We start from the raw sequence: 25,399 nt of genomic DNA, 5'->3' as shown, positions 1-25,399 counted from the left end.
GCCGCGATCGTCCGCAAGGCTCTGGAGGAGCCGCTGAAGCAGATCGCCGTCAACGCCGGCCTCGAGGGCGGCGTCGTGGTGGAGAAGGTGCGCAACCTCACCCCGGGTGAGGGCCTGAACGCCGCCTCCGGCGAGTACGTCAACATGTTCGAGTCGGGCATCATCGACCCGGCCAAGGTGACGCGTTCGGCCCTGCAGAACGCGGCGTCCATCGCGGCGCTGTTCCTGACCACCGAGGCCGTCATCGCCGAGAAGCCCGAGAAGGCCGGTGCCGCTCCCGCCATGCCCGGCGGCGGCGACATGGACTTCTAAGTCCGGAGCTTTCCCAGAAAGAGGCGTCCCCGGTGTCCGGGGTCGCCTCTTTCCGCGTTCACCGGCGCCGCCGGCCGGACACCCGCCACCGCGGCGGCGCGCCGTTGTTCAGCCGGGCGTCCCCCTTCGTCAAAGGGGCGGGTCTCCTATCAAGAGGCGCGTGTCCCCATCAAAGGGCGCGTACCCGCCGGATGAAGCCGTTCAGCCGGGCCCAAAGGACCGAACAGCGTTCTTTTCTACGCCGCCGGCAGCCGGTCAAGTCGCCGTCCCGGTGAGGAAACGCGGCCCGCGCGGGAATCGCGGGCAATCGGATCGGGCGTCCTAACTCAGGGGCTTGACCCAGCGCGACCACTGCGGCTGGGGAGCATAACCGGCGGCGCCCCAGGTGTGATGGGCCAGGACATTGTCGTGCAGGACCATGGCGTCGGCGCGGAAAGCGGCGAATTGCGCGAAACGCTGCTCCGCGGCCCGGATCAGGGCGGTCCCGATCCCCTGGCGGCGGCGGCCGGGGGCCACCGCCAGCCGGTAGAGGTGGGCGCGCCGGCCGTCCCAGCCCGCGATCAGGGTGCCGGCCATCTCTCCGCCGACCTCCGCGATGAGAACGGCCTCGGGGTCGCGCTCGATGAGCGCGACCACCTTGGCCGGGTCGTCGTGCCGGTCGGTCCCCTCGGCGGCTCCGAGCCAGAAGGACAGCAGCGCGTCGACGTCGTTGAGCTCCCCATTTCGGACATTGATTCCCATGGGCCGGAAACTAGCAGAGCTGCGCGGGGAGCTCCCTGGTGTGCAGGACGGTCAGGGAGGTGACCGCCCGGGTCAGGACCACGTAGAGGCGGGCCAGACCGCGCGGCTCGGCGTCCACGATGTCGGCCGGTTCGACCACGATGACGTGGTCGTACTCCAGACCCTTGGCCAGGGTCGCCGGGATGACCAGCAGGCGGTGCTCCTCCACCGAGTCGGGGCTCAGCACGCGGTGGTCCAGCTGGGACAGCGACTCCGACACGGCCGCGACGGAGGCGTCCGGGACGATGACGCCGATCGACCCCTCCCGGGCGAGCGCCTCCCGCACCGCCTGCGCGAGCGCGGCGGCCGGCTCGGGGGCGGGCCGTACCGACAGGGAGCCCAGGCCGGGACGGAGAGACCGGGGGGCGGCCAGGCCCGGGGCGACGGCGGGCAGCAGCCTGGCGGCGTAGTCGAGCACCTCGCGGGGGACACGGAAGCCGAGCGTCAGCTCGGTGACCGCGCCGTCCTCGAAGCCCAGGTGGGTGAGGACCTCGCTCCAGGAGCGGGCCGACCAGGGGGTCGTGCCCTGGGCGAGGTCGCCCAGGACGGTGGCCGAGCCGGTGCGGCAGCGCCGGCCGAGGGCTCGCAACTGCATCGCCGACAGGTCCTGGGCCTCGTCCACGACCAGGTGCCCCAGCGGCGCGGTCCGTTCGATCAGGTCGCCGAGCTCGTCCATCAGCGCGCCGTCGGCGGCCGACCACTTCGCCGAGCGGTGGGACTTGGCCGGCTTGGCCCACAGGAGCAGGGCCTGCTCGGCGGCGGTGAGGTCGTCCTTGGCGGCGGCGGCGAGGAACTCGGGGTCGCTGAAGAGCCGGTGGAGCACCTGCTGGGGGGTCAGCTTGGGCCACACCTGGTCCACGAGCTGCTTGACCGGCTTGGAGCGCGCCACCGCGTCCTGCACCCGGTCGTCGGGTGACTCGCCGCGCTGCTCCATCCGGACGAGCACCAGGTGGGCCAGCCGCTGGGCGAGGGCCGCCCGTCCGGGGCCGTAACGGGTGGTCCCGCGGAGCGCGGCGACGACCTCGCGGACCTCGTGGTCGGCCACCCGGTAGCGGTTGACGCCCTTGGTGAACAGCACGCCCTCGGCCGGCTTGACGATGTGCATCCACAGGGCGCGCCTGAGCACCGGCGCGATCCTGGCGTCTCCCTTCACCGCGCTGACCGCGGGGTCCTCCGGGGCGGAGTGGTCGCCCAGGATCCCGGCGACCGTGGTCTGGTCGACCTTGACCTCGCCCAGCGCGGGGAGCACCGAGGAGATGTAGGACAGGAAGGCCCGGTTCGGGCCGACGATCATCACGCCGGAGCGGGCGAGCTTCTCCCGGTGGGTGAAGAGCAGGTAGGCCGCCCGGTGCAGGCCGACGGCGGTCTTCCCGGTGCCGGGCGCACCCTGCACGCAGACGGTCTGGCCGAGCTCGGACCGGACGATCTCGTCCTGGTCGGGCTGGATGGTCGCGACGATGTCGCGCATCGGGCCGGAGCGGGGCCGCTCGATCTCCTCGGTGAGGATCCTGCTGTGCTGCGGGGCGCCGCCCTGGTCGAGCGGCTCGTCCTCGTAGGCGGTCAGGTCCCCGCCGTGGTAGCCGAAGCGCCGGCGCAGCGCCACGCCCATCGGGTCGGCCGGGCTGGCCTGGTAGAAGGCCCGGGAGACCGGAGCCCGCCAGTCGATCACCAGGGGGCGGCTGCGGTCGTCGTGGACGTGCCTGCGCCCGACGTAGACGGTGCCGGGGAGGTCGTCGTCCGCGTCCCGGTCGAGGCGGCCGAAGAACAGGGGGGTGCCGGAGTGGTCGGCGAGCGCCGCCACCCGCTGGTCCAGCAGGGCCTGCAGGATCTGCTGCGAGACCCAGTCTCCGGCGGCGTCGGAGGACAGGGACTGGGCGTGTTCGCGCATGGCGCGCAGGGCGGCCCTGGAGGCGGCCAGGTGCGCGCGTTCGGCGGCGAGGGTGTCGGCCGGGTCGTCGGTTATGTCGGGGGCCAATTGATGTGCGGGCACGCGGAAGCGCCTCCCATTCGATAAACGGAGGTGGTGGTCATCAGGCAGCGAATCGGCCAGCTTACCGGCCCGCCTTCACGTGCTCAAAAGGATTAACCACCTGTCGGGGTGGTTTCCCGGAGAATCGCGCGGACCATCCCGATATACCGAGCGTGTCCAATCTTCTACGTCCCGTGCCCGGAGCCGCCCGGCCCTCTGTCTGTCCGGCCGGGCGGTCTCTCCGCCTGGTGGGGTGCGGGGCCGGCCGGACCTCGGCGGCCGCCCGCCCGGCCGTGTCCGGGCAGGCCGGAGGGGCGCGGGCGTCAGGGGTTCCGCTCCGCCGGCGGGGCCCGCCGGCCGTCGCGCGGCGGCGCCCGGCCGTCTCCGGGATCTCCCGGCGGAGGCGGCCCTCCCGGTCTCCACGGCCCGTGGGTGACCGCCCCGGAGCCGGTGAAAGGGGTCTCGGCGGCCCAGTCGGCCGGCATTTCGGTGACCACGCTGACACCCTCCGTGATTCTGCCTCAAAATAGCGAAAAACCCGGGCAAATCCGGTGACTCCCGCAGATCATGGGGTATGTCGCCAGTGGCCGTCGCGGCCTAGCGAGGGGGTGGTTTCTTTGTCGAAAGCCTGCGGTATTTCGTGGACCTGATTGACACAGATGACGGCGTGTTCGCCTTGTGACGCTAATCGCCGGCGAGCACGTCGTCCGCGTCGATGATCTGATAGGCGTAGCCCTGTTCGGCCAGGAACCGCTGCCGGTGCGCGGCGAACTCCTGGTCGACCGTGTCCCGGCTGACCACCGAGTAGAAGCGGGCCCCGCCCCCGCCGGACTTGGGCCGCAGCACGCGGCCGAGCCGCTGCGCCTCCTCCTGGCGTGATCCGAAGGTGCCGGAGACTTGGATGGCCACCGCCGCCTCCGGCAGGTCGATGGAGAAGTTGGCGACCTTGGAGACGACCAGGACCTGGATCTCCTTGTCGCGGAACGCCTGGAACAGCCGCTCCCGCTCCTTGACCTTCGTCTCGCCCTTGATCACCGGTGCGTTCAGGTGCTCGCCGAGCTCGTCGAGCTGGTCGATGTACTGGCCGATCACCAGCACCTGATCGTCCGGGTGCCGCCGGACCAGCGCCTCGGTCACCCGGCTCTTGGACGGCGTGGTCGCGCAGAACCGGTAGCGCTCCTCGGACTCGGCCATCGCGTAGGCCAGCCGCTCGTCGTCGGTCAGGGTCACCCGGACCTCGACGCAGTCGGCCGGGGCGATCCAGCCCTGGTTCTCCATCTCCTTCCACGGCGCGTCGTAGCGCTTGGGGCCGATCAGGGAGAACACGTCGCCCTCCCGGCCGTCCTCGCGCACGAGCGTCGCGGTCAGCCCCACCCGCCGCCGGGCCTGCAGGTCGGCGGTCATCCGGAAGATCGGCGCGGGCAGCAGGTGCACCTCGTCGTAGACCACCAGACCCCAGTCGCGGGCATCGAACAGCTCCAGATGGCGGTAGACGCCCTGCCTGCGGGTCGTCATCACCTGGTAGGTGGCGATGGTGACCGGCCGGATCTCCTTCTTGGTGCCGGTGTATTCGCCGATCTCGTCCTCGGTCAGCGAGGTCCGCTTGATCAGCTCCTGCTTCCACTGGTGCGCCGAGACCGTGTTGGTCACCAGGATCAGCGTCGTCGCCTTGGCGTGCGACATCGCCGCCGCGCCCACGACCGTCTTGCCCGCCCCGCAGGGGAGCACGACCACGCCCGAGCCGCCGTGCCAGAACGCCTCGGCGGCCTCGCGCTGGTAGGGACGCAGCTCCCAGCCGTCTTCGGTCAGCGTGATCGGGTGGTGCTCGCCGTCGACGTATCCGGCCAGGTCCTCGGCCGGCCAGCCCAGCTTGAGCAGGTGCTGCTTGATGTTGCCGCGCTCGCTCGGATGCACCGCCACCGCGTCGGCGTCCAGCCGCTCGCCCAGCAGCGGCTGGATCTTCTTGGAGCGCAGCACCTCCTCCAGCACGGCCCGGTCGGTGCTGGTCAGGACGAGCCCGTGGACGGGATGCTTCTCCAGGCGGAGCCTGCCGTAGCGGGCCATGGTCTCGGCGATGTCGACCAGCAGCGCGTGCGGCACCGGGTAGCGGCTGTGGCCGATCAGCGCGTCGACCACCTGCTCGGCGTCGTGCCCGGCGGCCCGCGCGTTCCACAGCGCCAGCGGGGTGATCCGGTAGGTGTGCACGTGCTCGGGAGCGCGCTCCAGCTCGGCGAAGGGCGCGATCGCCTTGCGGCACTCGTCGGCCCTGTTGTGGTCGACTTCGAGCAGCAGGGTCTTGTCGGATTGGACGATCAATGGTCCGTCAGTCAAAGACTTCTCCCTTGTGTACGGCCGGCGAGCCCATGGTGACACTCGCCCGGGGATCCGCCGGGCCGTTCCCGGCCCGTCGTTCCCCGCTCCGTATGTCCAACAGAGATGAGCCTCCCGACAGTCCCCGACCGGCTCAGCTGTCGAAGGCGCCGTTGACGCCCGCGACGATGAAGGCGCCGACGCCCAGGACGACCAGCGCGACGTTGATGCCGATGCCGATCCAGGTCCACTTGAGGAGGTTGCGCGCGCTCTGGGGGTCGCTTTCGACCTTGCCCAGCGCGATGCCGGACATGATGGCCCCGGCGATGCCGCCCAGGCTGATGTAGCAGCTCAGGGCCAGCACGATGCTGATGACGAGCGCGACGATCGCGTGGGTCCGGACGCCGTCGTTGTTCTGGCGCGGCGGGGTCGGGTAACCGTAGCCCGGCTGCCCGTAGCCCTGCCCGTAGGGCTGCTCGCCGTAGCCCTGCCCGTAGCCCTGTCCGTAGCCCTGGGCCGGCTCGCCGTACGTCGGCTGCCCGTAGCCCTGTCCCTGCCCGTAGCCCTGTCCCTGCCCGTAGTCAGGCTGCTGCCCGTAGCCCTGGCCGGGCTGCTCGTGACCGTAGGGCTGCTGGCCGTATCCGGGAGTCTGGCCGGGGCCCGTGCTGTAGGGGCTCTTCCAGTCGTCCGGGTTCGTGCTGGGACCTTCGGGGTTACCACTGCTCACTGTGAATCTCTCGCTTCGTGTTGAGCCGGGAACATCAAGAAATATCACGATATGGGGCTTGTGCCGTGTGTCACAGCCGTATTCGGCGAGACCGGGCCGCGGGAGGATCCCCGCGTCCCGGCGGGCGGCGGGGCCCTCCGCGTGCGCGGCCGAGGTCGAGGATCCGCGTGTGTGTGGCTCCCCTCAGTTGATGTCGGAGATGCCGGTGATGCGGTGCAGGGCGAAGCGGTGCACCGCCGCCCGGGTCTCGTCGTAGGCGGTGAGATAGCCGCCCTCCATCCGGGCGGGTTCGAGGATCCGGCTGGTGGCGTTGCCCTGGGAGTCGAGGTAGCCGATCCAGACCTGGGAGCCCTGCCGGATGGCCTCGCGCAGCGCGACGATGGTGGCGGTCGCGGGGGAGCGGGGCACCTGGCCGGAGGGGGCGTCCACCGGGGCACGGCGCGCCTGGTGCGCGGCGTCGCCGGCGCGGACGGCGCGGACGGCCGCCGCCACGACGTCGGCCTCCAGGCCGTTGAACGTGGCCGAGGAGCGGACGAGGGGCTGGCCGTCGGTCCGGCGGACGTCGAGCTGGGTGATGATCACGTCGCCGTCGAGCGACTCGGCGGCCGGGGCGTAACCCATCGCGCGCAGCGAGTCGACCAGCGTCGGCCGGGACGTCTTGGAGGCGATCACGGTGGGGGCGAGCCGGCGCAGCCGCAGCGGGAGGGCCCGCCTGTCGGCCATCACCTCATCCAGCAGCGAGGGGTCGTCGCAGCGCACGTAGGCGCTCGCCGTGCCGACGCGCATCCGGCCGTGCCGGCGGGCCACATCCGTGACCAGGTAGCTGAGCGGCTGCGGGACGGGCGTGGCGGAGTGCCGCTCCAGCATGGCCAGCATCTCGTCGGCGCTCTGCCCCGCGTCGAGCGCCCGCCGGACCGAGCGCTCGTCGAAGCGGTAGACCGTCGCGCCGCCGGTGGACTCCACCTCGGCCGCCAGCCCCAGCCACCGCCGCAGATCGCTGGTGAGCGGGCCGGGGGCGACGGCGGTCAGGTCGGCCTGCAGGAGCACGTGGTCGAGCGGCTCCGGCAGCAGCGGGGCCAGGATCTGGCCCGCCGACAGCGTGCGGTCGCCGCCGGGCAGCAGGGCGCGGCCGTGGTCGACGATCGCGCCGAGGCCGGTGACCCCGATCTGCTCGGCCTCGCGCAGCGTGAACTCCACGAGCTGGTCGCGGTGGCCGCCGCGGCGGCGGGGCTGCTCCCAGGCCAGCCGCTCGCGCACCGACTCCGAGGTGGGCGCCAGGCCGGGACCGGCGACGGCGAGCATGCCCAGGGTGGTGGTGCGGACCTCGGCGGCGGCCGAGCGGCGCAGGTCGGGGTGGAGGGCGTTGAGCAGCCGGTCGCGCTCGTCGCGCTCGCCGATCACTCCCGGCACCCGGTCCATGGTGAGCCAGGTCGTGGCCAGCACCGTCCAGCGGTCCTCGGTGCCCTTGACCCGCCAGCCGTCATAGGCCGGGGTGGGCAGCCAGTCGCCGTCCACCGCGCCGCTGGCGGCCACCAGCCCGGCCGCGTGGGCCACTTCGACGATCAGCCCGGCGACCCACTCGGGGACGTCGAGCAGGACCGCGGCCCGCTTCAGGTCGCGTACGGCCAGGCCGCCGCTGCGGAGCACGCCGGGCGGGTCGACGCTCCACCGCTCGCACAGCTCCTCCACCGCGCGGGTGAAGGTGAAGGCCTGCCCCGCGGCCGTGCGGCCGGCGAGCCCCTGGTCGCGGACGGTGCCGTCGAGCACGGGCGGGACCGGGGAGAGGTCCTGGTGGATCCGGCCGCCGCGCAGGAACAGGCCGACCTCGCGGGGCAGGACGACGGTCTCCTCGCCGGTGGCGCCGAGCAGGGCGCGCGAGAGCAGCTGCTCGATCGGCGACTGGGCGGTGGCGGTCCGGACCTCCCGGCGCGCGTTGGGCACCCGGCCGCTGGCGGGCCCCCAGGCCAGCTCGTTGAGCGCGGACCGGGCCTGCGGCGAGACGTCCTGGATCAGCCGTCCGACGACCTCGGGGTCGCCGAGCAGACCGGCGAGGGCCTCCTTGGTGGCGCCGTCGCCGCCGATGTCGTGGACCAGCTCGGCCAGACGCTCGGCGGGGTGGTGCCTGAACACCTCCGCCGCCGGCGGGCCGAGCCCCGCGGGCGCCTCCAGGACCTCGCGCACGCCGGGGGCCGGGGCCAGCGCCTTGTCGGGCCCGTAGACCAGGGCCAGGGTCCGCAGCCGCTCGACCGTCTCCTTGAGCGCGGCCGGGAGCGCCGGCTCCGCCCCCGCCCGCAGCGCGCGGGCCGTCTGGGAGCGCAGCGTCCGGTAGGCGAGGGGCGAGGGGAGCACGGCCAGCGTCTCGATGACCGACAGTGCGAACAGGTCGAGCCGGTCGAGCACGCGGCCGATGGCCGACGGGCTGCTCGCCCGCCCGGCCAGCCCTTCGAGGTGCGCCGGGACCGGGGTGATGAGCTCGGGTCGCACGGCGACGAGAGCCCGTAACTGGTCATCGCTCCGGCCGCGCAGCCACTCGGTGAACTCCGTGCTCATTCCGTCAATGGTAGGAGGCCTTACCGACAAAGCGGGGCCCGGGGAAAACCCGTTCCCGGGCGGCCGGCCGCCCAGGGCCCCAGGTGATCACCACGGGGGTCCCGCGCGGGCGCTCGTGGAGGACCTCCCACGGGCCCGGAGCGGGGCAGACCGGAGCGGGCTCCCCCGCGGTCCGGCCGCACGGCTCTCCATGGTCCGGCCGCACGGCTCTCCGCGGTCCGGCCGGACGCCTCCCCGCGCTCTGGCCGGACCGGCTTCAGCCGATCGCCTGGACGGCCGGGCGCGGCAGCAGGCCGAGTGCCAGCCGTACCCAGGAGCTGACGAAACGGTCGCGCTCGGCGCGTCCGGGGGGCTCGCCGACGGTCTCCTGGAAGAGCCGGTAGTGGACCACCGCGCCGCCGAGCACCGCGCCGATCCCGGGCCAGTCGAGGTCGGCCCCGGCGTATTCGGGCTGGGCGCGGAACCACGTGGTGATCGCGTCGAACATGGGCTGCAGCAACCCCTCGCGGACGATCGCCACCAGTTCGGGGAACTGGCTCAGGTCGCGGAAGAAGACGCGCGTCAGCTCGCTCTCCTCACGGACCTTGGCCAGCCCGGCCTTGCACAGGTGCGCCAGGCGCTCCTCGATGTCGACCGAGGGGTCGACGGCGCTCATCTCGGTCAGGGTCTCGGCGATCTGGGCCCGGGTCCGGGCGGCGTGCTCGTTCACCGCCGCCGCCAGCACCTCGTATTTGGACTTGAAGTGCCGGTAGAGCCCGCCGGCGCCGGGGGACAGCCCGGAGGCGGCCTCGATCTCCGCCACCGAGGTCGCCGCGTAGCCTCGTTCGGCGAACAGGCGCAGGGCTTCGTCGATGATCCGCTCGCGCGTCGATCTGGTCATTTCTCTGCCGATACCTCCCCCATGACCCTATCCAGTGCCGGACATGTCGGCTCTCGGCACGCCGGGCCGGGTCCGCGCCGGGCCGGGTCCGTGGCGGAGCGGGCCCGTGGCGGAGCGGGCCCGTGGCGGGCGTCACCCGTACGGCGGCACAGGATTACCTCTGTTCCCCGAGATTTGGCATGCTTCGAGGGGCCGGCGGGGCGGGACTCCGCGGAGTGGATGAGGAGCGGTGATCGACCGAATGAGCTCGGTGGGGTTCGACCTGGACTTGACGCTCGCGGACACGCGGGCCGGCATCGCCGCCGTCTTCGACGAGGTGGCGCTCCGTCTCGGCGTGCCCATCGACAGCGCCGCCGTGGTGGCCAGGCTGGGGCCGCCGCTGGAGTGGGAGCTGGCCAACTGGCTGCCCCCGGAGGAGATCCCCGAGGCCGCCGCCCTCTACCGGTCGCTGTACCCCTCGATCGCCGTCCCGGTCACCACCCTCATGCCGGGCGCGCGCCAGGCCGTGGCGGCCGTACGGCGGGCCGGCGGCCGGGTCATCGTGGTGACGGGCAAGAACACCCTCGACGCGACCAGGACGGTCGAGTTCCTCGGCCTGGAGGTGGACGAGATCGCCGGAGCGGTCTTCGGCGCCGCCAAGGGCCCGGCCCTGGCGGAGTTCGGGGCGGCGGCCTATGTCGGCGATCACGTCGGCGACATCGAGGCGGCACGGGCGGCGGGCGCCGTCAGTGTGGCGGTGGCGACCGGCGGCTACCCGGCGGGAGAGCTCCGCGATTACGGGGCCGACGCGGTGCTCGGCGACCTGACCGAGTTCGCCGAGTGGTTCGACGGCTGGCGGACGCCCGCCGCGCTCGTGTAATTCAGTCCCGATTAGCAGTCTGATTAGCACTGGTGTAATTCAAAGCCGTTTAGACGGTCGCCCTCGGCCTCCGCTGGGCATAATCTACATCCATTCCTTTTCACGACAGTCTGAACGAGGTCACCCCTGTGCCGAGTGGCAAGGTCAAGTGGTACGACGCCGACAAGGGTTTCGGCTTCCTCACCCGCGACGACGGCGGTGAGGTCTTCGTGCATTCTTCCGCGCTGCCCGGTGGCGTGGACTCCCTCAAGCCGGGCCAGAAGGTCGAGTTCGGCGTCGCCGAGGGGCGCCGCGGCCAGCAGGCGCTCTCGGTCCGCGTGATCGACCAGCCCCCCACGCTCGCCAAGGCCGCCAAGCCGAAGGGCAAACGCAAGAAGCCCGACGAGATGGTCGTCATCGTGGAGGACCTGATCAAGCTCCTGGACGCGGTCTCCACCTCTTACCAGAAGGGCAAGCACCCCGAGGCCGCGCACGCCAAGAAGATCGCTGCCGTGCTCCGCGCCGTGGCGGACGACCTGGACGACTGACCCTGACGGCAGGCCCGGACAGCAGGTGAGCGACCCCCGCGGCTAGCCGTGGGGGTTGGTCAGCGGCTTGGTCCGCCGCTCCGTCGGGGGGTCCTCGCGCCGCACGACCGCGGTGGTCGTCCCCGCCGGCTCCGGCCGGTGCCGCTCCCGGGGAGCCGGGGAGCGCCCGTCGAGGTCGTCCGGATCGCCGGAGCCGCCGGAGCCGCCGGGGGCGGCGGTCCGGGCGGCCTCGACCCGGGCGTCCCTCGCGCGGACCACCGCGCGCCGCCGTACCAGCAGCCAGCCGAGCGAGCCCCCCAGCGCCGCGGCCATCACCGCGAGTCCGGCCGGCCCGTCGGCGAACAGCGACAGCAGCAGGCCGGCCAGCCCGCCGAGCACCCAGGCGACCTGCAGGAACGCCTCCACCACGCCGAAGGTGGACGAGCGCACCTCCTCGCCGATCTCACGCTGCACGATCGCGTCCAGGGCGAGCTTGCCCAGCCCCTGGGCGAACGCGGAGACCAACGCGACGGCCACCACGCTCCACAGGTTGAACACGATCGCCGCGACCACGGTGGTCACGGCCGACAGCGCGAGGGTGAACAGCACGATGAGCTGCGGGGAGCGGCTGCGCACCCAGGAGGCCACGACGGTCCCGGCCAGGCCGCCGGCTCCGGCCGCCACGGCCAGCACGCCGATCGTGACCGTGGGGGCCAGTCCGGGCAGCTTCCCGTCCTGCACGAGGAAGAGCAGGTAGAACAGCAGGAACCCGGAGTAGAGGCGGATGGCCACGTTGGCCTTCATCGCCTCGGCGACCACCGGGCCGACGTTGAGCAGGGTGCGCCAGCGCGGCGGCCGCTCGCCCTCCTCCTCCAGCTCCTCCAGGTCGGGGGAGTCGACGTGACGCGGCAGCCGTACGGCCAGGACCCCCTGGAGCAGGAAGACCGCCGTCGCGCCGCGCAGCACCCACTCGGCGCCCAGCCAGGCGCTCACGCCCGCCCCGACCGGGATCGCGACGCCGGCCGTGACCAGGGAGAACAGGGCCGTCCTGGCGTTGGCGGTGACCAGTGAGATGTCGGCGGGCAGCACGTTCGGCGTGATCGCCGCGCGCGAGACGCTGTAGGCCTTCGACAGCACCAGCACGGCCAGCGCGGCGGGGAAGATGGTGAGCACGTCGTCCGGGACGATCGCCGCCGCCATCGCGAAGCAGAGCAGGCCGCGCCCGAACAGGGTGCCCGCCATCACGAAGCGCCGGCCCGAGCGGAACCGGTCGAGGACCGGGCCGACGAACGGCGCGACCACCACGAAGGGGATCATCGTGATCAGCAGGTAGAGGGCGACCTGGCCGCGGGCCTCGTTCACCGGGAGCTTGAACAGCGTCCCGGCCAGGGCCGCGGTGACCAGCGCGTCGCCGGCGCTCTGCGTCGCGGTCAGCTCGATCAACTGGCCCAGCCCCGTGCGGCCCGCCCCCTGGGCGTGGGTCAGCCGCCGCGCGGCCCTGCCGAGCCGCCGCGTCCCGCTCGCCGCGCCGCGGCCGGCCCGCACGGTCGCCCGCCCCGTGCTCCTGCCCGCGCGCGCGGTGGCCCGTCCCGCCCCGGCGGCCGAACGGCCGATCAGACGTGAGGTCTCGCCCACTGTCTTCCGTGCCCGTTCCCACCCATTTGCCACGCATCCAGTCTTACCCGATTGACTCATCCCCATGGCTGGGGCTCGGGGACCCCGCCCTTCACACCGCGGCGCTCCCGTCTCACCGGTATCTCGGGCCGGGCCGGGCCCGTTCCGTTCCCGCCCCGGCCCCGCGGGCGCCTGCCACGTCAGGCGGGCGGGAGGAGGGGCCGAGGAGTTTTTTCCGCCCCGCTAAAATCGGGGTCCGCGTCCCGCGACCCCGGTGACGGGCCGGTTGCCCGGTGCGCCGGGGCGGCGTGGTAGGGCGATACCGGTGCAGTACGCTCCGGGCATAGGTGAGAATGAACTGTGAGTCAGCGCAGCGAGCGAGCCAGAGAGCACAGCGGCCGTCGGGTTGCGAGGCCGACGGAGGAGGACTCGTGAGCCGTACTCGATCCCGCACCGCGCCGCTCGACCCGGCGTGCGTCGCCGCCGTCGACCTGGCCCGCTCCGCCATCGAGGAGAACGTCAGGCCCGACGAGGTGGGCGAACACCTCGGAGTCGAGGGCGAGGGCGAGCGTGTCGTCACCCACTTCTTCGTCTGTCTCGACCGCGCCTACCGAGGGTGGCGCTGGGCCGTCACCGTCGCCCGGGCCTCCCGGGCGCGCAACGTGACGGTCAGCGAGGTCGTGCTCCTGCCCGGCGCCGGGGCGCTGCTGCCCCCGGAGTGGGTGCCGTGGAGCGAGCGGCTGCGCCCCGGCGACCTCGGGGTGGGCGACCTGCTGCCGACCGCCGCCGACGACGACCGGCTGGCGCCCGGCTACACCGAGACCGCCGACGACGCCGACCGTCAAATGATCTTCGAGTACGGCCTCGGCCGGGCCCGGGTGCTCTCCCCGATCGGCCGCGACCGCGTCGTGCGGCGCTGGCACTCCGGTGAGTCCGGCCCGCACACCCCGCTCGCGCACGCCGCCCCCGCCCAGTGCTCGACCTGCGGCTTCTACTGGCCGCTGGCCGGTGTGCTGGGGGCCGGCTTCGGTGTCTGCACGAACGAGTACGCCCCCGACGACGGGCGCGTGGTCGCCGCCGACCACGGCTGCGGCGCGCACTCCGAGGCGGCCGTGCTGCCGCACCAGGTCGAGCCCACCTCGCCGATCCTCGACGATCTCGCCTACGACCATCTCACCGAGGAGTCCGCGGAGCCCGACCTGACCGGTTCCGTGGACGACGCCGACGCCGAACCGCTGGGCCATTCCTGATCTGACGCTGTTCCCCGCACGCCGCCGGGCTCCCGGCCCGGCGGCTGCCGCGCGACGTGACCTGCGGGCCCTTCGACCTTTGGACTCATCGCTGTGACTGACATCTTCGGCACCGACCGACTGCGCTCCGCCGTGCTGACGGCCTGGACGGCCTCGCCCGCCCGTTTCCGTGAGGACGCCAACGCCGAGGAGGACTTCGCGCTCGGCGGCTACCGCGACCGGCTGATCGTCGAGCTGGCCCAGAACGCCGCCGACGCCGCGCTCCGGGCGGGGGTGCCCGGCCGGCTCCGGCTGTCGCTGCGCGAGGGCGTGCTGTCGGCCGCCAACACCGGCGCCCCGCTGGACGCGGCCGGGATCGAGAGCCTGTCCACGCTGCGCGTCTCCAACAAGCGGGACGAATCCGGCATGGCCGGCCGGTTCGGCGTCGGTTTCGCGGCCGTGGTGTCGGTCACCGACGAGCCGGTGATCGGCTCGCTCGGCTCCGGGGTCGTCCGCTGGTCGCGTGACCAGACCACGGCCCTGGTGGCCGCCGAGCCCACGCTGGCCAAGGAGCTGTCCGAGCGCGGCCGGCACGTGCCGCTGCTGCGCCTGCCGTTCCCGGCCGGCCCGGTGGAGGTGCCCGGCGGGTTCGACACGCTCGTCCGGCTGCCGCTGCGCGACAGGGCGGCCGAGGACGCGGTCCGGCGGATGCTGGCCGAGGCCGGGCCCGCGCTGCTGCTCGGCCTGCCCGCTCTCGAGTCGATCGAGATCGACGTGGACGGCGAGGTCCGCACGGTCCTGCCGGACGGCTGGCGGGTGGTGTCTGCCTCCGGCGGGTTCACCCCGGAGCAGGTGGCCGAGCTGTTCGCCGACCGGCCGACCGAGGAGCGGGCCCGACCCTACTGGCTGGTCCGCTGGGCGGTCCCGGTCGACGGGTCCGCCGACGGCGCCGGGCAGGCCCTCCACGACGGTGCGCAGGAGGGCGAGCCCCGGCCGCTGCCCGCGCGGGTGCCGCCCGTGGTGCACGCCCCGACGCCGAGCGACGAGCCGCTGGACCTGCCCGCGCTGCTGATCGCCTCCTTCCCGATGGCCACCGACCGGCGGCACGTGGCCATGGGGCCGCTGACCGACTTCCTGGTCGAGCGGGCCGCCGACGCCTACCTCGAACTGCTCACGGGGCTGCCCCGCACGCCCAAGCTGCTCGATCTCGTCCCCGGGCTGATGGGCAAGGGCGAGCTCGACGCCCAGGTCCGCCGGGCGATCCTGCGCCGGCTCCCCGACGTCCCGCTGCTGCCCGCCCTCTCCCCACCGGCCGACGGCGAGGGCCCGCCCGCCGACGGCGGGGACCTGGTCGTGGCGGGCCGGCAGGCGTCCGCGGTCGCGGGCCCGGCCGAGATGCTGGAGAAGGTCGCCGGCATGGTGCCCGGCCTGCTGCCCGCGGGATGGCCGTCCCGGCACCCGGCGATCACCACGCTCGGCGTCCGGCGGGTGCAGCTCGCCGACGTCGTGGACATGCTCTCCGGCGACGCCGTCGCGGACAGGGACCCGGCCTGGTGGCGGTCGCTGTATGAGGTGCTGCCCGCCGACGACCCCGAGTCGCTCGGCGCGCTGCCGGTGCCGCTGGCAGACGGCCGCCTGGTCCGGGGGCCGCGCGGCACGCTGCTGCTGAGCGACGGCTCCACGCTGGACCTGGCCGTGCTCGCCCCGCTGGGGCTGCGCGTCGTCCACCGCGACGCCGCCCACCCGCTGCTGCTGCGGCTCGGCGCGGGCGAGGCGACGCCCCGCACGGTCCTGGAGGATCCGCTGACCCGCGCCGCGGTCGCCCAGTCCCTCGACAGCCCCGACGCGGAGCCGGTGGCCCAGGCGGTCCTCGCGCTGGTGGAGGCGGCCGGGCTGGCCGCCGGTGAGGCTCCGTGGCTGGCCGAGCTGGCGCTGCGCGGCGCCGACGGCGAGCTCTACCCGGCCGGTGAGCTGCTCCTGGCCGACGGGGCGCTGGCCGGGCTGCTGGACCAGGAGACGCACTTCGGCACGGCCGCGCCCGAGCTGGTGGAGCGGTACGGCCCGCGGGTGCTGGCCGCGGCCGGGGTGCTCGACGGCTTCGCCGTGGTGAACGACGCCGACGTCATGATCGACCCGGACGAGTGCGACCACGACCTCGACCGCGAGGACGAGTGGCTGGAGGCCGTCCTCGACCTGCTGCCGGAGATGGACGTCCCGCCGATCGCCAGGGAGTTCTCGGCGATCCGCGACCTGGAATACGTCGCCGACTGGCCCGCGGCGCTCGCCCTGCTGTCGCGCCCGCCGCTCCGCTCGGTCCTGCACCCGCTGCGGGTCCTGGTCGCGGGCGAGGTCGTGGAGGTGCCCTCCTACACCGCCTGGTGGCTGTCCACCCATCCGGTGCTGGGCGGCAGGCGCCCCACCGAACTGCGGCTCCCGGCCGGCGACCCGCTGCTGTTCGGCCTGTACGGCGAGGCCCCCGCGGGCCTCGACGAGGCCGCGCTGGCGATGATCGGCGTCCGGACCACGCTGCCCGACCTCCTCGCCTCGCACGGCGGCCCCGACGAGCTCCTCGAACTGCTCGCCGACCCCTCGATCGAGGTGGACCGCGCCCAGCTCCGGGCCCTGTGGGTGGCGCTGGCCGCTGTCGACCCCGCCCGCGTCGCGCCGCCGCGCGCGGTCCGCGCCGTCCTCGACGGCGAGATCGTCGTCGCCGACGTCGAGGACGGCCGACTGCTGTCCGGCGGGGCCGGGGGCGAGGCGGGCGAGCCGGTCGTGGTCGAAGCGCCCGACCTGCTCCCGCTGGTCGCGGACCGGCCGCTGGTCCTGGCCCCGTTCGACCTGGCCGAGGCGCTGTCGGAGCTGCTCGACCTGCCGCTGGCCGGGGAGGAGGCCACCGGTGAGGTGACCTCCGCGGGCACGGTCCGCGAGGTCCCGCCCGCCGTGCGCTCACTGCTGCCGGGCGCGCCCACGACCTACGTGGAGCACGAGAAGCTGCTCGTGGACGGCGTCCCCGCCGCCTGGCGGTTCTTCGAGGGCGCGGTGCACGCCGCGGGCGTGGAGGGCCTGGCCCGCGGGCTCGCGTGGGCGTCGGGCCAGTGGGGCGACCGGCTGGCCGCCGCGGCGCTGCTGCGCGACCCGGCCGCGGTGCCGCTGCTGCTGGCCGAGGCCGACCTGGACAGCTGGACCGCCTCGACCGGCTGAGCCCCGCCGGCGGAGCGGTGTCACCCGGCCGCGGCCGTGCTCCTCGCGGCCGGTGCGGGTCACCGGGCGGCCCGGGCGCGGGTCACCGGGCGGCTCCCGGGTGGTCGGAGGGCGCGGTTCCCGCCGGGTCAGGGGGTCGGCGGCGTGGGGGAGACGGGCGGGATCGCCGTCGCGGGCTCGACCTGCTCCTCGGCGGGCGGCGGTTCCCTGCGGTCGCGGCGCCGGACATACCACAGGCCGAACAGGCCGCCGCAGATGCCCGACACGCAGGTCCAGATCCACCAGCGGTGCCCGGGGTCCGGCTGCACGATCAAGAGCACGGCCAGGGCCACCGCCCACAGGCACGTGCCCGCGAGGATCGTGGCCGTGTCGTTGGTCTTCAACGGCCGGAGATCCGGACGGCTAGGCAGGTTCACACGATCCAGCCTAGGCGACGGGCTCTCACTACCCGCAAAACGGCCCTGTGAGGGCGCGGATCGATCTCGAAACCATCACCATCGTGGCCTGGGCCTTCCGATAGCGGATGCTCGCTGCCACCCTGCGTCCGTGAGTGACACCAAAACCTCCCAAATAAGCGCACTTGACCGTTTCTTTCACATCTCTGACCGTGGTTCGTCGGTGGGCCGGGAAGTCCGCGGCGGTCTGGCCACCTTCTTCACGATGGCCTACATCGTGGTGCTCAACCCCCTGATCATCGCCACCGTCAAGGACGCGGACGGCCAGTTCATCGGCGACGGGAGCGTGCCCAACGTGCCGCTGGTCGCGGCCGGCACCGCTTTCGTCGCCGGTCTGCTCAGCATCCTGATGGGCGTCATCGGCAAGGTCCCGTTCGCGATGGCCGCCGGTCTGGGCCTCAACGCCTTCGTCACCTACGGCATCGCCTCGCAGATGTCGTGGGAGTCGGCCATGGGCCTGGTCTTCCTGGAGGGCGTGATCATCGCGCTCCTGGTGCTGACCGGATTCCGCACGGCGGTCTTCAACGCCATCCCGCCCCAGCTCAAGACCGCGATCAGCGTCGGCATCGGCCTGTTCATCGCCCTGATCGGTTTCGTGGACGCCGGCTTCGTCCGCAAGGCGCCCGCCGTACCGCTGGAGCTCGGCATCGGTGGCAACCTGACCAGCTGGCCGATCTTCGTGTTCGTGGTCGGAGTGCTGACGATCGCCGTGCTGGTGGCCCGGAAGGTGAAGGGCGCCATCCTGATCGGCATCCTCAGCACCACGGTCCTCGCGGTCGTCGTCGAGGCCATCGGCAAGATCGGCGGCTCGGGGACGCCGGACAGCCCGAACCCCTCGGGCTGGCGGCTCGTCGTGCCGGAGCTGCCCAAGGAGATCTTCGGGTTCAGCAACCCGCTGGTGCTGTTCAAGGAGTTCGACCCGTTCGGCGCGTTCGGCTCCGTCTCGGTCATCCTGGCTCTGCTGCTCGTCTTCACCCTGCTGATCACCGACTTCTTCGACACCATGGGCACGGTCGTGGGCGTCGGCGGCCAGGCCGGGCTGATCAAGGAGGACGGGACCATGCCCAGGACCCGCGAGATCCTCCTCGTCGACTCCATCGGCGCGGCGGTCGGCGGCGCGGCTTCCGTCTCCTCCAACACGACCTACGTCGAGTCGGCGGCGGGCGTCGGGGAGGGCGCGCGCACCGGTCTGGCCAGCGTGGTCACCGGTGTGCTCTTCCTGCTGGCCATCTTCGTCTCGCCGCTGGTCGCCGTCGTCCCCTACGAGGCCGCCACTCCCGCGCTGGTCATCGTCGGCTTCCTGATGATGACCGCGATCCGCGAGATCGACTTCACCGACTACGAGATCGCCATCCCGGCGTTCCTCACGATCGTGCTCATGCCGTTCAGCTACTCCATCGCCAACGGCATCGGCGCCGGCTTCATCAGCTTCGTCCTGATCAAGGTGGCCAAGGGCAAGTCCCGTGAGGTCCACGCCCTGATGTGGGTGGTCGCGGCCCTGTTCGTCCTGTACTTCGCGCTCGGGCCCATCAAGACCCTGCTCGGTCTGGGCTGAGCGCACGAGGCCGTCATGGCGATCCGCGAGGACCGATCGCCATGACGGCCTCGTGCCCGGCGTCGCCCACGGGCCCGCCGGCCCGCGCGGGAGCGGCGGCGGAGCCCCTGCCGGCAGCAGAGACCTCACGGAAGGTGATCGTTTCATTGCGCCAGGCGACGAGAAGGGGTGGACGTACACTGTGGGTCGGTCCTCCGCCGTGCCGCCTCCACCGGCTCCTGCCTGCGGGGACGTCACGCCGAGGTTGGGGATCGCCGCCCGGTCTGTCACGCTGTACGGCTCGCGCCAAGAAAACTTTGCCCGGAGGGAATCCCGTGAGACCGTATATAGTTAGCAAAGGTAATGACTTATGCTAACGAACAATCCAAGGAAGGACCCCGTCGCGAACCTGCGAAGCGACGCGGGTCTGGCTTCGGCGCTGCGCGTGTCACTGGCACGACTGAACAGGCGCCTGCGCAGGCAGGCCGCGGGACACTCGCTGACCCCCACCCAGCTCGCGACGCTCGCCGCCGTGGAACGGCATTCAGGGATAACCCCCGGCGGATTGGCCGAGCTAGAGAAGGTGCAACCGCCCTCGATGACGCGCGTGATCGCCGCGCTGGAAGAGCGGGGGCTGGTGTCGCGTACGCCGCACCCGACCGACCGGCGTCAGGTGACCGTGGGCGTGACCGAGCAGGGCTCAACGCTGCTGAAGGAGGAGCGCCGCCGCAAGGAGGCGTGGCTGACGCAGCGGCTGAAGGAGTTGACAGCCGAGGAGAGGGCGGTGCTCCGGCAGGCGGCTCCGATCCTGGAGAAGCTCAGCCGGATCTAGCCGAGCCTGAGGAACCCTGGGCCTCGGCGGCCCCGCAGGACGCCGAGGCGCACGCCGCACCGGGCACGGGGCCGAGGTGGCGGGCAAGAACACGACGGCCGCACGCCGTGCGCGCCGTACCCGGCAGGAGCCTGGGATGGCGGGCGAGGCTGCGCCGGCGGCGGCTCGCCCGGGCCGCGGCCGCCAGCGAGTTGCAGGCCGTCGAGAGCGGGACGGCCCAGGCCGTGCCCGAGGCGCGGGGCGGGATGTTCCGGTCGCTGCGCAACTACAACTACCGGCTGTTCGCGATCGGCGGAGTGGTCTCCAACGTCGGCGGATGGATGCAGCGCACCGCGCAGGACCTGCTGGTACTGGACCTGACGCACGGCAGCGCCGTCGCGCTGGGCGTGACCACCGCGCTGCAGTTCCTGCCGCTGCTGCTGTTCGGGCTCTGGGGCGGCATGCTCGCCGACCGCTACCCCAAGCGGCAACTGCTGATGGTCGCCCAGTCGCTCATGGGCATGCTGGCGCTCACCATGGGCGTGCTCGTGGTGACCGGCGCCGCACAGTTCTGGCACGTCTACGTGATGGCCTTCGCCCTCGGTCTCATCTCCTGCGTCGAGGTGCCGACCCGGCAGTCCTTCGTGGTCGAGATGGTCGGCCGCCAGGACCTGTCCAACGCCATCGCGCTGAACGCCTCCAGCTTCAACCTGGCCCGCGTGGTCGGCCCGGCCGTCGCCGGTGTGCTGATCTCCGTGCTCGGCGGCACGGGCCCGATGTTCCTGATCAACGCGATGTCGTTCGTCGCCGTGCTCGGCGGCCTGGCACTGATGCGCGCCTCGGAACTGACCGCTCCCGACCCGGTGCCCAGGGCCAAGGGGCAGCTCCGCGAGGGGCTGCGCTACGTGCTGGCCCGGCCGGACCTGCTGATGCCGATACTGCTGGTCGCCTTCGTGTCGCTGTTCACGCAGTCGTTCTCGATGTCCATCGCGCTGATGGCCCGCCAGGTCTTCGGCGCGGGCGCGTCGTCCTTCGGCCTGGCCTCCAGCATGTTCGCGGTGGGCGCGCTGGGTGGCGCCCTCATGGCGGCCCGGCGGGTACGGCCCAGCCGGAAGCTGCTGATCGGCGGCGCGGTGTCGTTCGGACTGTTCCAGATCGCCACCGGCCTGGCCCCGTGGTACCCGCTCTACCTGCTCCTGCTCATCCCCGCCGGGGTCGCGTTGATCTCCATCAACACCGCCGCCAACACCAGCGTGCAGCTCGCCTCCTCGCCGGAGATGCGCGGCCGGGTGATGGGTATCTACGTGCTGGTGTTCACCGGCGGCGCCCCGATCGGCGCGCCGCTGCTCGGCTGGATCTCCGAGCTGGGCGGTCCCCGCGTGGGGGTGATGATCGGCGGGGTGCTCACCCTGGCCGGCACCGGTGCGGCGATAATGCTGACCAGGGCGATCGGCAGGAGGTCGCGTGCGACTGTTCGTGGGGTTACCGCTGCCGCAGCGGGTGCGTGACGAGCTCGACCACGCGCTGGGACCCCACCGCGCCGCCTGGCCGGTGATCCGCTGGCCGGATCCGGCGACCTGGCACGTGACGCTGTCGTTCCTGGGAGAGGTGCCGGAGACGGTCCTGCCGGACCTGGAGACGCGGCTGGCCCGCGCCGCGTCGCGCTACGCGCCGATGACGCTGTCGCTCATCGGCGCGGGCGCCTTCCCCGCGCCCGGCCGGGCACGCGTCTTCTGGACCGACGTGCACGGCTCCCGCCCCCAGCTCGTCCGGCTGGCCGACTCCCTGGGGGCCGGGGCGCGGCGTGCCGGAGCCGTACACGCCGACCGGCGGCGGCTCCGGCCGCACCTGACCCTGGCCAGGTCCCGCGCCGACGTCGACCTGCGTCGCCTGGTCGAGGACTTCGGGCCGTTCGCCGGGAGCCCCTGGGAGGCGGGCGCCGTCCACCTGGTGAGAAGCCATCTCGGCGCCGTGGTCCGTTACGAGACGGTCGCCGAATACCCCCTCACGGCGCCGACACCCGGTGGGCGGAGCTAAGCTCCAAGGCGTGGATCGTCCCCGTCGCTGGCTGCTGCCCACGGTGCTCGCACTGCTCGTGCTGCTCGTGGTGATCGGCGCCTTGCTCTCCTAGGGCCCGTATCGAAGTCGTTCGAAGGGGCCGATGAACTGGCAGGAGCTGGAGACGTTCCTGACGCTCGCCGAAGAGCTGCATTTCGGTCGCGCGGCCGAGCGGCTGCACGTGTCGCGCGCCCGGGTGAGCCAGATGACCAAGACCCTGGAACGGCGCGTCGGCGCCCCGCTGTTCGAGCGCACCAGCCGCCGGGTGGCGCTGACCCCGCTCGGCCGGCAGTTGCGCGATGACCTCGACCCGCACCATCACGGGATCCTCGAAGCCCTGGCCAAGGCCGCGGACACGGCGCGCGGCACCGGTGGCGTCCTGCGCGTGGGCTTCTCCAGCCCGCACGCCAGCGAGCTGGTCATGACTGTGATCGAGAGGTTCCGCGGCGAGCATCCCCGGTGCGAGGTGCAGATCCGCGAGGTGCACCTGTCGGACCGCTTCGGCCCCCTGCGCCGGGGCGAACTCGACATCCAGCTCATCGAGCTGCCCGTGGACGAGCCCGACCTGACCGTGGGGCCGGTGCTCCTGCGCGACCTGACCGTGCTCGCGGTCTCCGGCGGGCACCGCCTGGCCGGCCGTACCGCGGTCTCGCTGGAAGACCTCGTCGACGAGACCGTGTTGATCATCGACGGTATGTCCGGCTACTTCAGGGAGCGGCACTTCCCCGAGCGCACCCCGGGCGGCCGGCCCATCCGCTATTCGACGAGCACGACGTACTGGCAGGAACTGCTCGCGCTCGTCGCAGCGGGCGAGGGCGTCACCATCGCCGCCGCCCAGGGGGCCCGGTACTACCCTCGACCCAACCTGGTCTACGTCCCGATCGAGGACGCTCCGCCCCTCGAGTACGCGCTGCTCTGGCGTACGGCCGGCGTCTCCGCCAAGGGCCTGGCCTTCACCCGGGTGGCGGCGGAGGTGTCCACGGCCGCCCACGACTCGGGCTCCAGGTAGAACTCGGGCGATTTCTCGTGGCTCAGGGGAGGGCCCGACCGCTCCGGCGCCGGCAGCAGCGCCTCCAGCGCCGCCCGCTGCGCATCGGTCAGGTCGAACCGCCTCATCGCCGTCAAGGTGGCCACGAGGTCTCCGGTAGGTGGTCTGTCTTGGTCGACTGACCACCTACCGGAGACCTCACTCGTTGCCGATCTACGACCTGCCCGAAACCATCAAGCCGGCACACAGCGCAGCGACTTCGACACAGGCCCTGGCCGGCCCGCTACCAGGCGTATTCCTCGGGGGCCGTCTTGAACCCGGGGAAGATCTCGTCGAGACGGGCCAGCGCCTTGTCGTCCAGCTCGATCTCCAGCGCCTTGGTGGTGCTGTCGAGCTGGTCGAGCGTGCGCGGGCCGATGATCGGCGCGGTGACGGCCTTCTGGTGGAGCAGCCAGGCCAGGCCGACGTTCGCCGGGTCCTCGCCGAGCTCGTCGCAGAACGCCTCATACTGCTCGATCTTGTCGCGGTGCTTCTCCAACTGCTGGGTGATCATCTCCGAGGCCGACCGCCCCTTGTCGATCTTCCGGAGGATGCCGCCGAGCAGGCCGCCGGCGAGCGGGCTCCACGGGATCAGGCCCAGGCCGTAGTCCTCGGCCGCCGGGATCACCTCGAGCTCGGCCGCCCGGACGATCAGGTTGTAGTGGGACTGCTCGGAGACCAGGCCGAGGGAGTTGCGGCGGGCGGCGACCTCCTGGGCCTTGGCGATGTGCCAGCCCGCGAAGTTGGACGACCCGACGTACAGGATCTTGCCCTGCTGCTTGAGGATGTCCATGGCCTCCCAGAACTCCTCGAACGGGGTGTTCCGGTCGACGTGGTGGGCCTGGTAGAGGTCGATGTAGTCGGTCTGCATCCGCTTCAGCGACGCGTCGGCGGCCCGGCGGATGTTGAGCGCGGACAGGCGGCCGTCGTTGGGCCAGTCGCCCATGTCGCCGTAGAGCTTCGTGGCGATCACGGTCTTCTCCCGGCGGCCCCCGCCCTTGGCGAACCACCGCCCGATGATGTTCTCGGTGATGCCCTCGCCCTTCTTCCAACCGTAGACATTGGCTGTGTCGAAGAAGTTGACGCCCAGCTCGTGGGCATGGTCCATGATCGCGAAGGAGTCGTCCTCCGAGGTCACGGGGCCGAAATTCATCGTGCCCAGGCACAGGCGGCTGACCTTCAGGCCGGTACGGCCAAGCTGCGTGTATTCCATGTGCCCACACTAAGGACCTGGAGTGCGCTCCAGGCGAGTACGGCTTCCGGAGTGGCGCCGTACGGGATCCGGCGACCGGGGCGGCCCCGCCGCCCGCCGCCGCGCGGGACCGCTGCTCCCTCCGGCGCGGCGCGCTGGTCAGGCCGCCGGTCCTATCGCGGCCGCGTGGCCCGCCGCCCCGCTTTCGGCAAAGCAGAGGTGACCTTGGTGCGGACAAGAGGCTTCCGCGGCACCACCGGCCCCCGCCGTCAGGGCATGATGACTGAATGGGGAGTAGGCCGGGCAATGTCATGATTCGCGTGCTCGCGGTGGCCGTGCTGGCCGGGACGGCGGTGTTCACCGGGTCGGGAGCGTGGGCGGACGATGACTCGCCCCTGTTCACCTTCAAGGACAGGCGGATCAACGAGTCGAGCGGTCTGGCGGTCTCGCCGACGCACAGGAACGTCTACTACACCCACAATGACAGCTCGGCCGGGCCGGTCTTCTTCGCCGTGGGATCCAGCGGGCGGACCCGCGCGACGTTCACCCTGCAGGGGGCCGAGGCCCGCGACTGGGAGGGGATGGCCGCCTCCCGGGACCCGGCGACCGGGGCGGGAGTGCTCTGGTTCGCCGACATCGGCGACAACTTCGACGGAGCCTGGCCCGACATCTCGGTCTACAAGGTGGCGGAGCCCACCACGCTGCGCGACGCCGTCATCCCCGCCGTGCGCTACCGGTTCCGCTACGAGGACGGCGGGCACAACGCCGAGGGCGTCATGGTGCACCCTCGCACGGGGCGGCTCTACATCGTGAGCAAGCAGTTCGCCGGCTCGGTCTACGCGGCCCCGAAGCGGCTGCGCACCGACAAGGTCAACGTGCTCCGCAAGGTCGGCTCCGCGCCCATCATGGCCACCGACGCCGCCTACGCCCCCGACGGATCGAGTTTCGTGATCCGCACCTACTTCTCCGCCACGGTCTACCGCGCTCCGGGAGACCAGATCGCCCGGGTGACGATGCCGCCTCTGGAGCAGGCCGAGTCGATCGCCTACACGGCCGACGGCAAGGCGCTGCTGACCGGCAGCGAAGGGGCCGGCAGCCCGGTCTACCGGGTGCCGCTGCCGGCCAGGGTCCTGCAGGAGACGGCGCCCAAGCCCACCCCCACGCCGGTGGCCAGCAGGGGCGCCGGCCGTGGCACCACGCTGGTGGCCGACGCGAAGGCCGACGAGGACGCCGACGCCGGGGTGCCGGGCTCGGCCGTGGCCGTCTGGCTGGCGGTCGCGGCGGCGGCCACCGGCATGATCACCTTCATCGCCCGTCGCACCCGTTAGACGGCTCGGGCCGCTGCCCGCCGCCGGCGGCGGGGAGGCGTCGCAACCAAACAGCGA

20 protein-coding genes are annotated in these 25,399 nt (G+C 72.6%); 11 read left to right on the top strand and 9 right to left on the bottom strand.

Features of this window, described 5'->3' with window-relative positions; translation table 11 throughout:
- On the top strand, positions 1-312 hold a 312-nt coding region (locus tag ACZ6R6_RS18735; protein WP_470094890.1), incomplete at its 5' end, for a TCP-1/cpn60 chaperonin family protein.
- A gap of 321 nt (positions 313-633) precedes the next feature.
- Here ACZ6R6_RS18735 and ACZ6R6_RS18730 read toward each other — a convergent pair.
- The 6 genes from ACZ6R6_RS18730 to ACZ6R6_RS18705 form a co-directional block, all read right to left on the bottom strand.
- Positions 634-1,053 (bottom strand): GNAT family N-acetyltransferase, encoded by a 420-nt coding sequence (locus ACZ6R6_RS18730; RefSeq protein WP_470094888.1) that lies wholly within the window; start codon positions 1,051-1,053, stop codon positions 634-636.
- A gap of 10 nt (positions 1,054-1,063) precedes the next feature.
- The gene (locus ACZ6R6_RS18725) at positions 1,064-3,082 is read right to left on the bottom strand and encodes a HelD family protein (RefSeq protein WP_470094886.1); all 2,019 of its coding nucleotides are present in this window, start codon (positions 3,080-3,082) and stop codon (positions 1,064-1,066) included.
- Positions 3,083-3,745: 663 nt separating this feature from the next.
- Positions 3,746-5,392: a DNA repair helicase XPB gene (locus ACZ6R6_RS18720; RefSeq protein WP_470094884.1), complete on the bottom strand. Its 1,647-nt coding sequence runs from the start codon at positions 5,390-5,392 to the stop codon at positions 3,746-3,748.
- Positions 5,393-5,525: 133 nt separating this feature from the next.
- Positions 5,526-6,098, bottom strand: a complete 573-nt coding sequence (locus tag ACZ6R6_RS18715) for an MgtC/SapB family protein (protein ID WP_470094882.1) — start codon at positions 6,096-6,098, stop codon at positions 5,526-5,528.
- Between the two features lie 183 nt (positions 6,099-6,281).
- Positions 6,282-8,648 carry a helicase-associated domain-containing protein gene (locus tag ACZ6R6_RS18710; RefSeq protein ID WP_470094880.1) on the bottom strand — a complete coding sequence of 789 codons (2,367 nt, stop codon included), beginning with the start codon at positions 8,646-8,648 and terminating at the stop codon, positions 6,282-6,284.
- A gap of 256 nt (positions 8,649-8,904) precedes the next feature.
- A complete protein-coding gene (locus ACZ6R6_RS18705) occupies positions 8,905-9,528 on the bottom strand; it encodes a TetR/AcrR family transcriptional regulator (RefSeq protein WP_306862930.1) in 624 nt (207 codons plus the stop codon).
- Between the two features lie 229 nt (positions 9,529-9,757).
- On the opposite strand from ACZ6R6_RS18705, the gene ACZ6R6_RS18700 reads away from it, so the two are divergent.
- Together ACZ6R6_RS18700 and ACZ6R6_RS18695 are read left to right on the top strand one after the other, a co-directional pair.
- On the top strand, positions 9,758-10,387 hold the full coding sequence (locus ACZ6R6_RS18700) for an HAD family hydrolase (protein ID WP_470094878.1): 630 nt from the start codon (positions 9,758-9,760) through the stop codon (positions 10,385-10,387).
- Between the two features lie 128 nt (positions 10,388-10,515).
- The gene (locus ACZ6R6_RS18695; protein ID WP_470094876.1) at positions 10,516-10,914 is read left to right on the top strand and encodes a cold-shock protein; all 399 of its coding nucleotides are present in this window, start codon (positions 10,516-10,518) and stop codon (positions 10,912-10,914) included.
- A 42-nt stretch (positions 10,915-10,956) separates the two neighbouring features.
- On the opposite strand, the gene ACZ6R6_RS18690 is transcribed toward ACZ6R6_RS18695, so the two are convergent.
- Positions 10,957-12,528, bottom strand: a complete 1,572-nt coding sequence (locus ACZ6R6_RS18690; protein ID WP_470094874.1) for an MFS transporter — start codon at positions 12,526-12,528, stop codon at positions 10,957-10,959.
- A gap of 410 nt (positions 12,529-12,938) precedes the next feature.
- On the opposite strand from ACZ6R6_RS18690, the gene ACZ6R6_RS18685 reads away from it, so the two are divergent.
- Complete coding sequence (locus tag ACZ6R6_RS18685) at positions 12,939-13,757, top strand: DUF3027 domain-containing protein (RefSeq protein WP_470094872.1); 819 nt, start codon at positions 12,939-12,941, stop codon at positions 13,755-13,757.
- 93 nt (positions 13,758-13,850) lie between these two features.
- Positions 13,851-16,937: a sacsin N-terminal ATP-binding-like domain-containing protein gene (locus ACZ6R6_RS18680; protein WP_470094870.1), complete on the top strand. Its 3,087-nt coding sequence runs from the start codon at positions 13,851-13,853 to the stop codon at positions 16,935-16,937.
- A gap of 128 nt (positions 16,938-17,065) precedes the next feature.
- Here the strand turns inward: ACZ6R6_RS18680 and ACZ6R6_RS18675 are convergent, their stop codons facing one another.
- Complete coding sequence (locus ACZ6R6_RS18675; RefSeq protein WP_470094868.1) at positions 17,066-17,353, bottom strand: DUF2530 domain-containing protein; 288 nt, start codon at positions 17,351-17,353, stop codon at positions 17,066-17,068.
- Positions 17,354-17,483: 130 nt separating this feature from the next.
- Here ACZ6R6_RS18675 and ACZ6R6_RS18670 point away from each other — a divergent pair, with 130 nt between their 5' ends.
- From ACZ6R6_RS18670 to ACZ6R6_RS18650, 5 genes are all read left to right on the top strand, one after another.
- Complete coding sequence (locus tag ACZ6R6_RS18670; protein WP_470094867.1) at positions 17,484-18,947, top strand: NCS2 family permease; 1,464 nt, start codon at positions 17,484-17,486, stop codon at positions 18,945-18,947.
- 349 nt (positions 18,948-19,296) lie between these two features.
- Entirely contained in the window at positions 19,297-19,758 is a 462-nt protein-coding gene (locus tag ACZ6R6_RS18665) for a MarR family winged helix-turn-helix transcriptional regulator (protein WP_470094865.1), read from the top strand.
- Positions 19,759-20,003: 245 nt separating this feature from the next.
- Entirely contained in the window at positions 20,004-21,245 is a 1,242-nt protein-coding gene (locus ACZ6R6_RS18660; protein WP_470094904.1) for an MFS transporter, read from the top strand.
- Complete coding sequence (gene thpR, locus ACZ6R6_RS18655) at positions 21,202-21,774, top strand: RNA 2',3'-cyclic phosphodiesterase (protein ID WP_470094863.1); 573 nt, start codon at positions 21,202-21,204, stop codon at positions 21,772-21,774. Before ACZ6R6_RS18660 ends, thpR begins: the two co-directional genes overlap by 44 nt.
- A gap of 124 nt (positions 21,775-21,898) precedes the next feature.
- Entirely contained in the window at positions 21,899-22,804 is a 906-nt protein-coding gene (locus tag ACZ6R6_RS18650; RefSeq protein ID WP_470094861.1) for a LysR family transcriptional regulator, read from the top strand.
- A gap of 262 nt (positions 22,805-23,066) precedes the next feature.
- On the opposite strand, the gene ACZ6R6_RS18645 is transcribed toward ACZ6R6_RS18650, so the two are convergent.
- A complete protein-coding gene (locus ACZ6R6_RS18645; protein ID WP_306862959.1) occupies positions 23,067-24,035 on the bottom strand; it encodes an aldo/keto reductase in 969 nt (322 codons plus the stop codon).
- A 290-nt stretch (positions 24,036-24,325) separates the two neighbouring features.
- Between ACZ6R6_RS18645 and ACZ6R6_RS18640 the strand changes: the two genes are divergently transcribed.
- Entirely contained in the window at positions 24,326-25,342 is a 1,017-nt protein-coding gene (locus ACZ6R6_RS18640) for a hypothetical protein (RefSeq protein ID WP_470094859.1), read from the top strand.
- Positions 25,343-25,399 lie beyond the last annotated feature (57 nt).

The sequence above is a fragment of the Streptosporangium sp. NPDC048886 genome, assembly GCF_055586905.1.
This window is presented reverse-complemented; position numbering and strand designations above follow the sequence as displayed.

Excerpts from the sequence above, each read along its gene's own strand:
- ACZ6R6_RS18665 (WP_470094865.1), top strand. The coding sequence starts at position 19,297 with ATGCTAACGAACAATCCAAGGAAGGACCCCGTCGCGAACCTGCGAAGC.
- ACZ6R6_RS18645 (WP_306862959.1), bottom strand. The coding sequence starts at position 24,035 with ATGGAATACACGCAGCTTGGCCGTACCGGCCTGAAGGTCAGCCGCCTG.
- ACZ6R6_RS18640 (WP_470094859.1), top strand. The coding sequence starts at position 24,326 with ATGATTCGCGTGCTCGCGGTGGCCGTGCTGGCCGGGACGGCGGTGTTC.
- ACZ6R6_RS18660 (WP_470094904.1), top strand. The coding sequence starts at position 20,004 with ATGTTCCGGTCGCTGCGCAACTACAACTACCGGCTGTTCGCGATCGGC.
- ACZ6R6_RS18730 (WP_470094888.1), bottom strand. The coding sequence starts at position 1,053 with ATGGGAATCAATGTCCGAAATGGGGAGCTCAACGACGTCGACGCGCTG.
- ACZ6R6_RS18710 (WP_470094880.1), bottom strand. The coding sequence starts at position 8,648 with ATGAGCACGGAGTTCACCGAGTGGCTGCGCGGCCGGAGCGATGACCAG.
- ACZ6R6_RS18705 (WP_306862930.1), bottom strand. The coding sequence starts at position 9,528 with ATGACCAGATCGACGCGCGAGCGGATCATCGACGAAGCCCTGCGCCTG.
- ACZ6R6_RS18650 (WP_470094861.1), top strand. The coding sequence starts at position 21,899 with ATGAACTGGCAGGAGCTGGAGACGTTCCTGACGCTCGCCGAAGAGCTG.